The following is a 15259-nucleotide window of genomic DNA, read 5'->3' on the forward strand; positions in this document are numbered from 1 at the left end:
TCACTGAATCATTTCGATCCAGCTTCCCTTTACATGGGTTCGAAGTCCCTGCCTGCTTAAACCAGATTCTAAAATGTTAGTGTTTGATACGAATTCTAAGTTCATGAGGCTATACTTAAGCTTCCTTTCACCTTTACTATATCCTGTAAATAGAAAATAGTGGGGACTGTGACATAAGTATGTTTGAGTCCCCAAAAGCCGAATAAACGGTGTTCCAGTCTTTGTATGATCCCGAGCGTTCGTAAGAAAGAGATATGCTCCTGCGATTACTTGTTGCATGGAGAAGTTTTGTCACAACTTCACTAATCTTAGTATGTTTCTTTGTTCATCTTATTGATTAGAAATACGATAATAATTGTTTAAGCTGCCAAATTTTGAGAGCAGCATTTCATTGCTGGTTGTGAGTGTTCCCATGTTATTTCCGTTTAGGATATTAGTTAACTGCATACTATCAATGTCAGTCCATTTTTTACTTGCTTCACCAGCAGTATCAGCTGTTTCCCAAACTTTTAATTCTTTACCATGGTAGGTAAACGAGCTTGCCCGGTAAGCGTACATAAATGAAAAACGTTTTGTATTCAAGCTTTCAATTGAGAAATATGCTGGGTTATTAAAGACGTAATCGATCCCATGTGAGAAAGAGAAGCCTTCTGCAGCCAAGCTGGTGGAAACGTCGAATACTGCATCCTGTAGGACCTCCACTTTTGCATTTCCAGCTGTATACTCAGTACGAAGCATAGGTCCGTTTCCTTTAGCTGTAAAGCTCGCATTTTCCTGAACTTGCAAGAGTGAGAAGCCGTAAACGGCATTTTGTCCATAGCCGGTACCGCTGTAGCCGGGGTATAATTCAACAATCGCATTTTCTTCAACAATGAATTCTTTTTGTGTATTGCTGTTACCCATTGAAATAACCGTTGAGCCGCTGTCATTGCTGGAACCGCCGCCTTCAGTTGTACCTTTATAAGTTGATCCGGTTTTAAAGGTAACATTTTGAGCGTAGACATTGCTGCCTTTAGTTGAACGAATTTCGTTATCACCTTCGAAGGAAACAACTGCACCTGTAACATTTTGACGAATGAACAATGTGCCGTCAAATTGGATATCCTGTACATTAACATTCATGCCATAAGACTGATTGGCAGAATCGCCGGAATAGATGCTTCCATAATTATTTTGACCTAAGACATGTCCATTTTTAATCGTCAAATTAATACGTTTACCAAGTAATTCGTTTTTTGTCAGGTAGTAGCTGGCGGTATTTAGTGTATAGCCATTCAAATCAATAACAGTATCATCCTGTAATTGAATGTTTGCAGTTAATTGCAGATCAGTCATCAGTTGTAAGTTTGTCAGATTACTGTTGATAGCGGTCTGAAGTTCTGTGAAAGACCGGATCTCAGTTGGGCTGTTTTGGTCATAGGTGAAATTGATGCTGCCAAGATAAGCCAGTTCAGTAGTCTCGCTGGTTGAGGGTCTGCTTACTGTTACATATATATCATGTATTCCGTTTGTTTTAGCTAAATCAATTGTATGATATACCCAAGTGTTTACATTACCTGTACGAGTCAGTACTTTTTCTCCGATAATCGGTCCATCCGCTGAATCAACTCGAACAGTCATTGTTGTATTGTCATATGGCACTGCGGCATTTAATTGAATACTGCCTAAATTCCCATCTAAATCAATATTTTTATAAATAAAGGTATTGTTTGGGCTGATCGATGATTTTGTATTCTGACTGTTTTCAAAAGTGACAACAGTTTCTTTGCTCAAACCTCTGTTTAACAACTGTCCCTCAAAAGAAATAGAGGAGAAGAGAAGATTCATACCGTAATTGGCATTAGTAGAGTCTACACTGTAGAAGCTTCCGTATGGATTTTGCCCTTGAATGATTCCGTTGCGTACATCAACTGAAATCTTTCTGCCCAAAGCTTCGTCTTTGTAGAAATAATAATTGGCAGTATTTAGAGTAAAATCATTTAAATCCAGTTTCGTGTTATCTTTCAGCTGCAGGTTTGTAGTGAATTGAATATTCGTCATCAATTTTAAATTAGTTAGATTGCTGCTGATAGCAGTTTGAAGCTCTGTAAATGAACGGATTTCAGTCGGTTCGTTTTCATCGTAAGCAAAATTGAGAAAACCAAGGCGAGCCAATTCAACTGTCTCTCCAGTTAAGGGTCTGTTAACTGTCACATAAATGTCGTGGATTCCTTCGGTTTCTTTTAAATCGATGGTGTGATATAACCAGGTATTTATATTTCCAGAATGAGTCAGTATTTTTTGACCGATAATCGGACCATCTGTTGAATCAGTCCGAAGAGTAACCGTCGTGTTGTCGTAAGGTACAGAAGCATATAGTTGAATACTTCCAAGATTTTTTCCAAGATCAACTTCTTTATAAACAAATGTATTATTTGAACTGATTGAAGATATAGAACGTTGAACATTTTTAAATTCTACAACTGTTTCTTTGCTTAATCCTCTATTTAAAAGTGTTCCTTCAAAAGCAATAGAAGAGAAAGATAAATTCATACCGTAATTGGCATTAGTAGAGTCTGCACTATAGAAGCTTCCGTATGGATTTTGCCCTTGAATGATTCCGTTACGTACATCAACTGAAATCTTTCTGCCCAAAGCTTCGTCTTTGTAGAAATAATAATTGGCAGTATTTAGAGTAAAATCATTTAAATCCAGTTTCGTGTTATCTTTCAGCTGCAGGTTTGTAGTGAACGAAATATCGGCCATGAGTTTTAAATTGGTAATATTACTATTGATTGCAGTCTGTAATTCAGAAAATGAATGAATTTCAAGAGGTTTCTTCTCGTCAAAACCAAAGTTAATGGCTCCTAAGTTCGCAATTTCAGTAATGGCACTTGTAGAAGGGCGTGAGAATGAAACATATATATCAGCAATTCCTGTATTTTCAGTAAGCTCTACTGTATGATATAGCCAAGTATTCAAACTACCTGAGCGAGTCAGCTTTTTTTCACCTATAATTTCTCCGTCCACAGCACCTTTTCGTATTGTGACTGTTGTATTGTCATAGGGGATGGAGGAGAATAGCTGAATGCTGCCTTTATGAACAGATAGATCAACGTTTTTATAGGAAATCCATGCATCCGGGACAATTCCGCCAATGTAGAATGAATTATTTTGATACGTATTAAGTGATCCGAAAGCAGTATAATAGTCATTTGCTTCAGCAATTCCAGAAATAACTTCAGATTTTCCTTTAAGTCTGGCATAAACATTATTTGCTAACAGTGCAGCTCCGCGTGCGTTTGGATGGACACCATCCGGAATCAGAATGTCTGCGTCTTGAGTTATGGAGTTGTTATCTATGACTGAAACATCAACATCGGCTTTTTTGGCGGACTCAAGAATTTTTGGCAAAATCAGTTTCAGATTTTCATTACTGATATCATAGTTTGTATGAACAACTTTTGGCGGCAGACAAACATAAACGACAGGTTTTGTTTCCATTGCTTTATAAGCGTTAATCAAATTCACATAGTCATTAATATAGTTATCAATTTTTATGAAATTATATGGTTTCGTATCATTGGTACCTAACTGGATAATTACGATATTTTGGTTAACAGCCAAGCTGTTTTTATATTCAGATGTACGAATGTACGGATCATTTCCGTTATTTAGCAGGGTCTTACCGGAGTTTCCGTAGTTTACAACATCATAATTGCTGCCTAAACGGTAACCTAACTGTCTCGGATAAGAGTTTATTAGGGCATTCTCTACATTCATTCCATAGGTAATACTGTCTCCGATAGCTGCTACTTTAACTTTTTGATCTGATGGAAAAATAGTAATAATTCCTTTTACTTTTGCATTTGTTTTTTTAGCAATTCCTTGAATCTCATAAGTGCCAGCTTTCGAAAATATGGATTCATCTATGGAATCCCAGGAAACGTTATCTTGTGAGATCTTTTGATCTTCAGATAAATAAGTAATGCTTTCTGGTAATGCTGATTTTTCATTTTCAACAGTTACTATGTTTACGGGGGGATAGAAATCTTTTGATTCGGCATAGGCGGCTGTATTATTTTCCAAAAATGCTAAAGCAAACACCATAAAAGTGAAAACTAATACGAAAAATTTTGATTTTTTTTTCATGAATATTACTCCTTTGTGTAATTGTTTATCAGTAAAGGATTTTTCAATAAATAATTGGCAAATAAACAGTGATTAAACACTATATTTTTTTACTGTTATTTCCTTTTTAAAAATATCCCGCTAACAGTCTAGCACAAAAGAAAATTGTTTATTTATCTATTTTTTCATTATATTCTCTAAAATGTGAAATTCATAAATAAAATCATGATAAAGTGAATAAAAAACGAAAAATATAAATATTATTCGATATATTTATTTGGTGTATGCTGTTTTGGATTTTTTTATGATTAATTTCAATTGCTGAAACGAACAAAGATGAACTAAAAGTACTGATTAATATTGTTTGTTATTTAGGTTATAATATTAAGAAACATATACCTCTTAAGAAGATGAATGTTTCACATTCAAAGCCTGTCGCCTGCATACAGCTGTCTCTTTGTATATAGAATAAATTTATCCTCAGCAAGAGCATTGCATACCATTCTGCTAATGCTCATAGATGAGCTAGCCTCTATTCAAGGAATACTTATCGAGACCACATATATCATTTCACTAGATATTCCTACACAAGTGAAACTGACAAAGCAGGATTAGCAACTCCCTACTTGCTTTTGAAGCTGCTTACTCCTGTCATTGAAGCATACAAGTAAAAATTTTTTACCATTGAAGATCATTTATAGACTATCTTTTAATGTAATTTATAAGTTGGTTAGAGCGTTGCTTGAGAATCATTTTATGTTCTATAATAAAGCGTTGCTTTATTTGACTGCTTTGCTCAGAAAACTTAAATCAAACTGTAACGACATTGACAGAAACATGTGATAAGATGGGTCTGTGACATTAGTATATCCAGAACCCTTAAAAACAAATAAATGGTGTTCCAGTCTTTGTATGATCCGAGCATTCGTAAGAAGCGTAGGAGCGAAGCCTCCATACTTCGAGGATCGGAACGAAGTCCTTCAATTCTTAGTGGCTTTGCCATTTAGAAATTGATGAGATCGAAACGAAGTGTAGTATAGTGAGAACCGTGGACGTAGAAAAACGGATATAGTGTACTGTTTTGTCTCGAGAATCGTTAGACTCGTAGAGACACAGTTTTTCTACGTACTGTTTTGTCTCGAGAATCGTTAGACTCATAGAGACAGCAGCTCTTCTACGCTTTGCTACGCATACAGCTCTACTACATCAAGTGAGCTAGTTTCATTCAAGGAATATTTATCAAAACTACGCATACCATTCTGCTAAAGTACGAATATAAGCAGAAGCGGCAAAGTAGAACTAGCACTTGTCGGTCCTAATCTGTGCCGAGTAATCGCAAGCAACATCTCGGAAATAAGCCGAATACTCTCAAAAATATGGAAAGCGCCAAGTAGATATCAATCCACAGCTATTCATTTCATGAATAGTGTTCCTTGACAATTTTCGTATATTCCGACGTATTGTCATAAATCACTACGATTGACTTGTCAGAGTAGATGTGCATGATACCTACTTAGTTCTTGAGGCAGAACACTTCTGCTCCAGTGATTACTCGTCGCAGTTAAGGATATGCAAGTGCTCCTATGATTACTTGCCGCATGGGAAGCTTTGTCACAACCTCTTTTTTATTTGAGAGAGTTTTGCAATGATTCATTGTGGAATAGACACTACGATTTTTGACCTCGGAGGATTCAGTAAATGACAGCAGAACCAAATACTATGAGTACTAGCAGAGTCTCAGCTTACATTCACATTCCCTTTTGTGAACATATTTGCTACTACTGTGATTTTAATAAAGTTTTTCTTGAAGGACAGCCGGTAGATGAGTATATAGACGCATTGCTAAAAGAAATTAGGCTGACCACTATTAAAAATCCTGGGAGACCAGTTGAAACTATTTACATAGGCGGGGGTACACCAACCTCTTTATCAGCGGGGCAATTGGATCGACTGCTTTCAGGAATAAGAGAACTTTTACCGTTTAATGATAAAAAAGAATTTACAGTAGAAGCGAACCCAGGTGATATAACGGTTGAAAAGCTGCGTGTAATGAAGAATTATGGAGTAAACAGATTATCAATGGGGGTGCAAACATTTGATAATCAGCTGCTGAAGAAAATTGGGAGAAAGCACACAGCAGAAGATGTATACAAAACGATGGCATTTTTGGAGAAAGAAAATTTTGAAAATGTCAGTATTGATTTGATTTATGCACTGCCAGGACAAACAATTAAAGGGTTTCAAGATACGCTTCAAAAAGCAATTGAACTGGATTTACCGCATTACTCCTTGTACTCACTTATCTTGGAGAACAAGACAATGTTTATGAATTGGGTCAGACAAGGGCGGTTAACCTTACCAGATGAAGATGCAGAAGCAGGAATGTTTGAAGAAACAATTGCAATGATGGCAAAGTCTGGACGTCATCAATACGAGGTTAGTAATTTTGCGTTGAAAGGAAAGGAGAGCCAGCATAATCTTGTTTATTGGAATAATGAGCATTATTATGGATTCGGTGCAGGAGCAAGCGGCTATCTGGGCGATGTTCGCTACAGGAATTTTGGTCCCATTCAACATTATTTGGAGCCTTTACGAAAGGACAATCTTCCTGTTTTAGAAAGGGAAGAACTCACCTTAAATAATCAAATTGAAGAAGAAATGTTTTTAGGGCTGAGAAAGCTTGCAGGTGTGAGCAAGAAACGTTTTGAAGAAAAATTCAATACTTCAATAGAAAAAATCTATGGTTCGGTTGTTCAAGAGCTGGTTCAGGCTGGACTGGTGATTGAAAATCCAGATTCCCTTCAGCTGACAGCTAAAGGCTTATATATTGGTAACGAAGCCTTTGAAGCTTTTCTTCTTGATTGAAAATTTTCAGTTTTTATAAGATAAATAACTGACCGCAGAGAAAGTTAGCACTCGATCGACAAGAGTGCTAACTTTCTCTGTTTTTTTCTTGACAATTCTTAGAGAACTTGCTATATTAGTATTTGTATTAGCACTCGTTAAATAGGAGTGCTAATGAAGGGTGGTATATATGCTTACAGAAAGACAAAAAGATATATTAAGGCTTATCATCCAACACTATACAACTACAGGTCATCCTGTGGGGTCTAAGAAATTGTTGGAGGATGGGATCAAATCCAGTTCTGCTACAATTCGTAATGACATGAAAGCATTAGAAGAACATGGTCTTCTACTAAAGACGCATTCCTCTTCTGGGAGAGTCCCTTCGCTGATGGGATATCGCTACTATGTGGACCATTTGCTTCAACCGACTAAAATGGCGCCAGATGAGTTAAGCCAAATTCGTCAGTCGTTTGGTTCGGAAGTTAGAGAAATTAATGATATTATTGAACAAGCAGCCAGTATTTTATCAGAATTGACCAGCTATACCGCTTTCTCCCTCGGACCGGAAGTGAAAGAAAAGAAACTGACCGGGTTCAGAATGGTTCCTTTGAATGAGCGACAAATTGTTGCAATCATTGTTACGGATAAGGGAAATGCGGAGAGCAAAGTATTTTCGATTCCTGCTTCAGTTTCAAGTGAAGATTTAGAGAAAATGACAAATATTATCAATGAAAAACTCGTGGGACAACCGTTGTTGGTTGTTTATCATCGTTTGAGAACAGAAATCCCTATGATTCTGCATAGATATTTCCAGACGCCGGATGGGATGATGAATCTGTTTGATTCGATGCTCGGGCATGTATTTGAAGAGAAAGTATTTGTAAGTGGAAGGCTTAATCTTCTTGATTTTGGTATCAGCATGAATAATGATCAGTTGAAATCTGTCTATTCATTTATGAAAAATACAGAAGAACTGACCACTTTACTGGATACTTCTGAAGGAGTAAATGTGCCGATTTCTGTTAGAATTGGTTCTGAAATTGGAAATAACTTACTAGATGATCTGAGCATGATCACTGCAACGTATGAAGTTACAGGACACGGGAAGGGAACGATTGCTTTATTGGGTCCGACCAGTATGCCTTATTCAAAAATGTTCAGTTTGATTGATGCTTTTAGAGGCGAGCTTGCTTCACAATTAGGTTCTTACTATCGATTTCTTGATGGGTAAGATGAAAATGCTGTTCTTAAAAATAAAAATAAGTCTGCGAAATGAGAAGGGAAGTTGCTAGATTGAGCAAAAAAGAAGAAACGCAGGATGAGGTTCAAAATCCGGCGGAAGAAACTGAAACAGTTGCTGAAACAGTGGAAAGCACAGAAACAGAACTGACGGAAACAGAAAGACTGACCGCTGAACTCAGCGAAATGGAAGATAAGTTTCTGCGTGCCAGAGCAGAAATTGCGAACATGAACAGTCGTTTTAAAAACGAACGTGAGCTTTTGGTTCGTTACAGATCTCAGGATCTGGGTAAGGCAATCCTGCCTGCTATGGATAATCTGGAGCGGGCAATGGCAATAGAAGTTGAGGATGAACAAGGAGCCAGCCTAAAAAAAGGAATTTTTATGGTTCTTGAAAACCTTACTCATGCACTGAAAGAAGAAGGGATTGAAGAAATTCCTGCAATGGGAGAATCATTTGACCCAAATCTTCATCAGGCAGTACAGACAGTTCCGGCTGAAGGCGATGTTCAGGCGGATACGATTGTCGAAGTGCTGCAAAAGGGCTATAAACTGCATGATCGTGTACTTCGTGCAAGCATGGTAGTTGTGGCTCAATAATCAACGATTAATCGAAAACTAAAAAAAGTAAACAAGACTAAAAACAAAAGACAGGAGACATGCAACATGAGTAAAATAATCGGTATTGACTTAGGTACAACAAATTCAGCAGTAGCAGTATTGGAAGGCGGAGAAGCAAAAATTATTGCCAATCCTGAAGGAAATCGTACAACACCTTCAGTTGTGTCATTTAAAAATGGTGAAATTCAAGTTGGTGAAGTAGCGAAACGTCAGGCAGTGACAAACCCTCACACTATATCATCTATCAAACGTCACATGGGTGAAGCAGGCTATAAAGTAGAAGCAGAAGGCAAGTCTTACACGCCTCAAGAAATTTCTGCAATGATTCTACAGTATTTAAAGGGTTTTGCTGAAGAATATCTTGGTGAAAAAGTAGAAAAAGCAGTTATTACAGTTCCTGCATACTTTAATGATGCACAACGTCAAGCGACTAAAGATGCTGGTAAAATTGCCGGTCTGGAAGTTGAACGTATTGTAAATGAACCTACTGCAGCTGCATTGGCATATGGTTTGGATAAAACAGACAAAGAAGAAAAAATCCTGGTATTTGACTTGGGCGGCGGTACATTTGACGTGTCTATCCTTGAACTGGGAGACGGCGTATTCGATGTATTGTCAACTTCAGGTGATAACAACCTTGGTGGAGATGACTTTGACAACAAGATCATTGACTACATGGTTGCAGAATTCAAAAAAGAAAATGGTATTGACTTAGGCAAAGATAAAATGGCGTTACAACGTTTGAAAGACGCTGCTGAAAAAGCGAAGAAAGATCTTTCAGGTGTAACAAGTACACAAATCAGTCTGCCGTTTATTACTGCAGGGGATGCAGGTCCATTGCACTTGGAAATGAATTTAACACGTGCGAAATTTGATGAATTGACAGCTGATTTAGTAGAACGCACAAAAGTTCCTGTACGTCAGGCATTAAAGGACGCTTCACTGTCAGCTTCAGACATTGATGAAGTAATCTTGGTTGGTGGTTCTACTCGTATTCCAGCAGTAGTGGAAGCAGTACGCAAAGAAACAAACAAAGAACCAAACAAATCAGTGAACCCAGATGAAGTTGTGGCAATGGGGGCTGCTATTCAAGGCGGAGTAATCACTGGTGACGTGAAAGATGTCGTTTTACTTGATGTTACTCCGTTATCATTGGGGATTGAAACAATGGGCGGTGTGTTTACTAAGCTGATTGACCGTAATACAACAATTCCAACAAGTAAATCTCAAGTGTTCTCAACAGCTGCTGATAATCAGCCTGCGGTAGATATTCACGTTCTTCAAGGTGAACGCCCGATGGCTGCTGATAATAAAACGCTGGGAAGATTCCAATTAACAGATATTCCTGCTGCGCCACGTGGTGTTCCTCAAATCGAAGTAAGCTTTGATATCGACAAAAATGGTATTGTAAATGTACGTGCGAAAGATTTGGGTACACAAAAAGAACAAACTATTACTATCAAATCTTCTTCAGGTTTATCAGATGAAGAAATCGAACGCATGGTTAAGGATGCAGAAGCAAATGCTGACGCGGACAAACTGCGTAAAGAAGAAGTTGATTTGCGTAACGATGTAGATGCGTTGCTGTTCACTGTTGATAAAACATTGAAAGAACTTGAAGGTAAAGTAGATGCAGATGAAGTGAAGAAAGCAGAAGAAGCTCGTGATGAACTGAAAGCTGCTGTAGAAGCGAATGATATCGAACTAATGAAAGAAAAACGTGATTCACTAAACGAAATCGTTCAAAATCTAACTGTGAAGCTTTATGAACAGGCTGCTCAGCAACAAGCACAGGAAAACCCTGAAGAAGCACAAAGCGGAGCAGATGATGTGGTGGATGCAGACTTTGAAGAAGTAGAAAAAGACGAAGACTAATTATTGAATGGACAATAGAATGTAAAGAGGTCGGGAAAGAGGTTGGGACAGAAGTGAATAGCAGCTTCTGTCCCGATGTTCGTTCTGAACAACATTTTTCATGAATCTTTTCGTTCAATTGAATAAGCGGCAGTCTCCTTATTTTACATAAATGTATTTAGGTTTTATCTGAATTATGTTATGATAACAACGGTACTTTAGTTGTTAAGAGGCTGTATTGAATTGAAAAGAATAGCTATTTTTCAACAGCCGCTGTTCAGATTTAAACAGATGTGCAGTCTGAATATAAGACTGTGAAGGAATTACTAGTTGGAGGGAAGCCAATGGCTACGAAACGAGATTACTATGAAGTATTGGGATTGTCCAAGGGTGCTTCAGATGATGAAATAAAAAAGGCTTATCGAAAGCTTTCCAAAAAATACCATCCGGATATCAATCAGGAAGCAGATGCTGAGGAAAAGTTTAAAGAAATTTCGGAAGCGTATGAAGTATTAAGCGATGCGCAGAAGAAAGCGGCCTATGATCAATATGGTCATGCAGGAACCGATCCAAACTTTGGCGGAGGAGCTGGCGGATTCGGTGGATTTGGAGGCGGCGGATTCAGCAGTACTGGAGGATTCGGTGGTTTCGAAGATATTTTTGATTCATTCTTTGGAGGCGGTGGCGGTCGTTCTGTTGATCCTGCTGCTCCCAGACAGGGATCAGATCTTCAATATACGATTCAATTGAAATTTGAAGAAGCAATTTTTGGTGTTGAAAAAGAAATAAAATATAAGCGCGAAGATGTCTGCGGAACTTGTCACGGAAATGGAGCAAAGCCGGGGACGCAACCTGAGACTTGTCATAAGTGTCATGGTTCAGGAAGTATCAATGTAGAACGTCAAACGCCGCTTGGTCGTGTAATGAGCCGTCAGACTTGTGATGTCTGCCGCGGAACAGGGAAAGAGATTAAAGAGCCGTGTCCAACCTGTCATGGCTCAGGTCATGAGAAAAAGGCGCATCGCGTAAAAGTCACAGTGCCAGCTGGTGTGGAAGATGGTCAGCAAATGCGTTTGGCTAATCAGGGAGAAGCTGGAATGAACGGCGGACCTTACGGTGATCTGTATGTTGTGTTCCATGTAGAGGAAAGCAATATTTTTGATCGTGATGGGGCTGAAATCTATTATGAACTGCCGTTAAGCTTTGTACAGGCTGCACTGGGAGATGAAGTTCAGGTTCCAACCGTGCATGGAGATGTGAAGCTGAAAATTCCAGCAGGTACACAGACAGGTACAAACTTCCGATTACGTGGCAAAGGTGCACCGCGTTTACGCGGAGGCAGCAGCGGCGACCAGCATGTGAAAGTAAAACTAATTACTCCTAAGAATCTGAGTGAAGAGCAAAGAGACGCATTGCGTGCTTTTGCGAAGGCTGGCGGTCAGGAAATCAGTGAACAGCAGGAAGAAGGCTTTTTCGATAAGATGAAAGATGCTTTTGGCAGCAAGAAAAAGAAATAATCGATTGATGAACAATCTGTTAATTGATGTAAAATAGAAAAGGTCAAATCAGGATATACATATTCTGATTCGGCCTTTTTCTGTTTTGGATTATAAAAAACTCGTCATACTAAATTGCCGTGAAGGGAGGGGCATTTTCAGCAGTTTTTTTTGAGAGAGAAATTTTGCAGAATAGATTTTTTATTTTTGCCGTAATTGGAGAACAAATGTATATTTATCATATTGTATAGATAACAACTGTAAATTCTTATTCATAGAATGCCAACATCTCTTTCATCCGGCTGACAAGTTCTTTTTGAACAAATTCAGGTTTCAGGCATTTACATTTTGTTCCAAAGCCCAAGAGCATGTGATAGCCGTAATCATCTGTCATAAAATACGGAAATTCTACAAGAAACCGATCAGAGTCCTTTTGAGAGACAAATTGAAGGTCGTTAAAACGTTCTGCCAGTTTGTCTTTGATTGAATAATCGACTTCAAGCAGCAGAGGTACAAACTTCTCTTCGTTTATAACACGTTTCCCCAAAGCTGCTGGGGGAGGGGTTCGTTTTTTGAATATTTTATCGACAATTGATATTTTTTTTATTCTGGACAATTTAAAAATTCGGAATTCTTCTTTTTGCAGACAGTAGGCCTGGACATACCAGCTTGATTCTTTTAGGATTAATCGATAAGGTTCAATCAATCTGCTGGAATGATTGCCAGATCGATTTTCGTAATCAATGGATAGAATCTGATCCTTTTCCAGTGCCTGTTGGATGATTTCTATTGATGCAGCAGACAGCTCACTCCTAATCCATGGTGTCACATCAATTACCAGTTGATCAGACTTCATTTCGATTTCATTTTTTACTGCTTTTGGTATCAATGATTTCAATTTTTCTATTGTATAAGGGGAATGCTTCAGATTAAGATGTTTATTCAGGTTGTTCAGACCATTTAGGAGTGAGACTAAATCAGAGGTAGTAAAAAAATGCTGGTCAAATTTATAATTCTCCATAATACGAATCCCGCCATTGCTTCCGGGAAGAGCAGCAACTGGAATTCCGGCCTGACTAAGTGAATCTATATCTCGATAAATTGTCCGAACGGAAACTTCAAATATTTCTGCCAGTTTTGGCGCAGTGATTTGTTCCTGTTCCAATAAAAGCATTGTGATGGCAAGCAGGCGTTCACTTTTCATTTTAACCTCCTGTTTTAAATAAGAATGTGGATATTCTTTAAATAAAGAATAAAACCCTGACAAATAGATGTCAAGGTTCCTTTGATAAGATTGCTTTGTATCAAACGAAATGAGAGTAAAAATTGGAGGAATGAACAATGGATTTCAAGAAAATATTTGAAGAAGTGATGGCTGAGCAACAGGAAATTGCACTGGCAACCAGTGTAGCAGAGCAGCCGAATGTGAGGCTTGTTAATTTTCTTTACTCACCGGAAAGAAAAGTAGTTTATTTCTCAACCTTTGAAGGAAATGACAAGGTGAACGAAATGAGTGTGAACTCTAAAATTTCTTTTACAACAATAGTAGGTGAAGGAGATGATGCGCATGTTCGGGTACTTGAAGGAAGAGCGAAACGAAGTGATCGTTCATTAAAGGATATAGCAGATCCGTTGATCAAAAAATTTCCATTTTATGCGGAGATAATTGATAATTCTGCTGAGCATATTGTTGTTTTTGAACTCAGTTTTAATAAAGCAGTAGTTATTTCCGGGATGGAAATAAGGGAAGAAATCGTTATTTAAAGAGCACTTAATGTGAGCTATTGGATAGGTGTGGTATCAAAGGAATATGTGGAATTGGGAATGGCAGGGGGCTTTTGCCAGTTATGTAGGGTAAATAGGCACCACTTGAGCGGATGAAAGAAGGGGGAGCGCTGATTTATTATACGCCAAAGGTAAGTTTGAAGACGAGGAGCCTCATCAAAAATTCATGGGAATTGGATAAGCTGTTGTAGGCAGTGCCTATTTGTTTCAATTGGCACCTGATTGTATTTCCTATCGAAAAGATAGTAGATATTTATCGATAAGACAATCATTGACGTTAAATGCGGTCAGTCTTTATCCACTTTGGCAGGAAAATTGTTCAAAGCTTCGATTTGGTCATTTTGAAATTCCAAAAGCATTATTTGACTATATCATATCGGGGATAGTTGAGGTATTTTATCTGTTCAGCCAGTCCCAACAGTTAGATCAAAAATTCTAACTGTTGGGACTGGCTCTTTTAAATTACTGCTTTTTTATGGGAAATCAGGATTGAAACGATTATATTTAAATAGAGCATGCGGTATACTGATAGTATTAATGACAAACCGTATAAGCAGAGGAGGAGCGATGATGAAAAAGTATGTCTACGCAATCAGTGATATTCATGGACAGTATGACTTATTTCAAAAGCTGATTAACTTTTATGATGAAGAAAAACACCAGCTGGTATTAATAGGAGATTTGAATGATCGTGGATCAAAAAGCAAGGAGTGTTTTTTACTTGGCAAAAAATTAGTGGAAGAACATGATGCTGTTTACTTGATGGGTAATCATGAAGAAAATTTTCTTAATTTTTTATTGCAGCCTGAAGATTGGTATACTGGTTATGTTCGGTATGGCGGAAAAGAAACGATTGAAAGTCTGCTTCATAAAGGAGCAACAGAAGAATATTCACCAACCGAAATTGCACTGATGATCCGAAGCCGCTATAAAGAGCTGATTAAATTCTTGAAAGAACGTCCTGTCTATTTTGAGTGGAGAGATTATGTTTTCGTTCACGCAGGAGTAGATTTAACGAAGAATGACTGGCGTAAGACAAGCCCGCATGATTTTGTTTGGATTCGGGAAGCCTTCCATCAGGGGAAGAATAATACGGGGAAAACAATTGTATTTGGGCACACGATTACGCCTATGCTTCATGGCGATATGCAGACAACTGATTTATGGATTTCTGACGGGAAAATTGGAATTGACGGCGGCGGAGTGTTTGGGGGTTCCGTACATGGTGTAATCTTTGATGAAAAGGGGATTGTGCAGGATATTGAGTATCAAAATATGAACGGACCTTGGCAGCCAAGCTTATAAAA

The 15259-nt window shown here is 38.1% G+C and carries 9 protein-coding genes; 7 read left to right on the plus strand and 2 right to left on the minus strand.

Features of this window, described 5'->3' with window-relative positions:
* Nucleotides 1-330: 330 nt before the first annotated feature.
* Nucleotides 331-4131, minus strand: coding sequence for a carbohydrate-binding protein (locus tag LI954_RS08975; protein WP_229444296.1), 3801 nt, complete (start codon nt 4129-4131; stop codon nt 331-333).
* 1677 nt (nt 4132-5808) lie between these two features.
* Here LI954_RS08975 and hemW point away from each other — a divergent pair.
* From hemW to dnaJ, 5 genes are all read left to right on the plus strand, one after another.
* A complete protein-coding gene (gene hemW / locus LI954_RS08980) occupies nt 5809-6975 on the plus strand; it encodes a radical SAM family heme chaperone HemW (RefSeq protein ID WP_229444297.1) in 1167 nt (388 codons plus the stop codon).
* Between the two features lie 169 nt (nt 6976-7144).
* Nucleotides 7145-8188 carry a heat-inducible transcriptional repressor HrcA gene (hrcA, locus tag LI954_RS08985; protein ID WP_202068927.1) on the plus strand — a complete coding sequence of 348 codons (1044 nt, stop codon included), beginning with the start codon at nt 7145-7147 and terminating at the stop codon, nt 8186-8188.
* A 62-nt stretch (nt 8189-8250) separates the two neighbouring features.
* Nucleotides 8251-8796, plus strand: coding sequence for a nucleotide exchange factor GrpE (gene grpE / locus LI954_RS08990; protein ID WP_202068926.1), 546 nt, complete (start codon nt 8251-8253; stop codon nt 8794-8796).
* A 66-nt stretch (nt 8797-8862) separates the two neighbouring features.
* Nucleotides 8863-10692, plus strand: coding sequence for a molecular chaperone DnaK (gene dnaK, locus LI954_RS08995; RefSeq protein WP_202068925.1), 1830 nt, complete (start codon nt 8863-8865; stop codon nt 10690-10692).
* Between the two features lie 323 nt (nt 10693-11015).
* Nucleotides 11016-12188 carry a molecular chaperone DnaJ gene (dnaJ, locus tag LI954_RS09000; protein ID WP_202068923.1) on the plus strand — a complete coding sequence of 391 codons (1173 nt, stop codon included), beginning with the start codon at nt 11016-11018 and terminating at the stop codon, nt 12186-12188.
* A 247-nt stretch (nt 12189-12435) separates the two neighbouring features.
* On the opposite strand, the gene LI954_RS09005 is transcribed toward dnaJ, so the two are convergent.
* Nucleotides 12436-13371 (minus strand): helix-turn-helix transcriptional regulator, encoded by a 936-nt coding sequence (locus tag LI954_RS09005; RefSeq protein ID WP_229444298.1) that lies wholly within the window; start codon nt 13369-13371, stop codon nt 12436-12438.
* A gap of 137 nt (nt 13372-13508) precedes the next feature.
* On the opposite strand from LI954_RS09005, the gene LI954_RS09010 reads away from it, so the two are divergent.
* Together LI954_RS09010 and LI954_RS09015 are read left to right on the plus strand one after the other, a co-directional pair.
* On the plus strand, nt 13509-13931 hold the full coding sequence (locus tag LI954_RS09010) for a pyridoxamine 5'-phosphate oxidase family protein (protein WP_229444299.1): 423 nt from the start codon (nt 13509-13511) through the stop codon (nt 13929-13931).
* Between the two features lie 591 nt (nt 13932-14522).
* Nucleotides 14523-15257: a metallophosphoesterase gene (locus LI954_RS09015; protein ID WP_229441283.1), complete on the plus strand. Its 735-nt coding sequence runs from the start codon at nt 14523-14525 to the stop codon at nt 15255-15257.
* The last annotated feature ends 2 nt before the right edge of the window (nt 15258-15259 follow it).

The organism is Enterococcus sp. CWB-B31 (assembly GCF_020567645.1).
In the GTDB taxonomy this organism is placed as follows: domain Bacteria; phylum Bacillota; class Bacilli; order Lactobacillales; family Enterococcaceae; genus Enterococcus_L.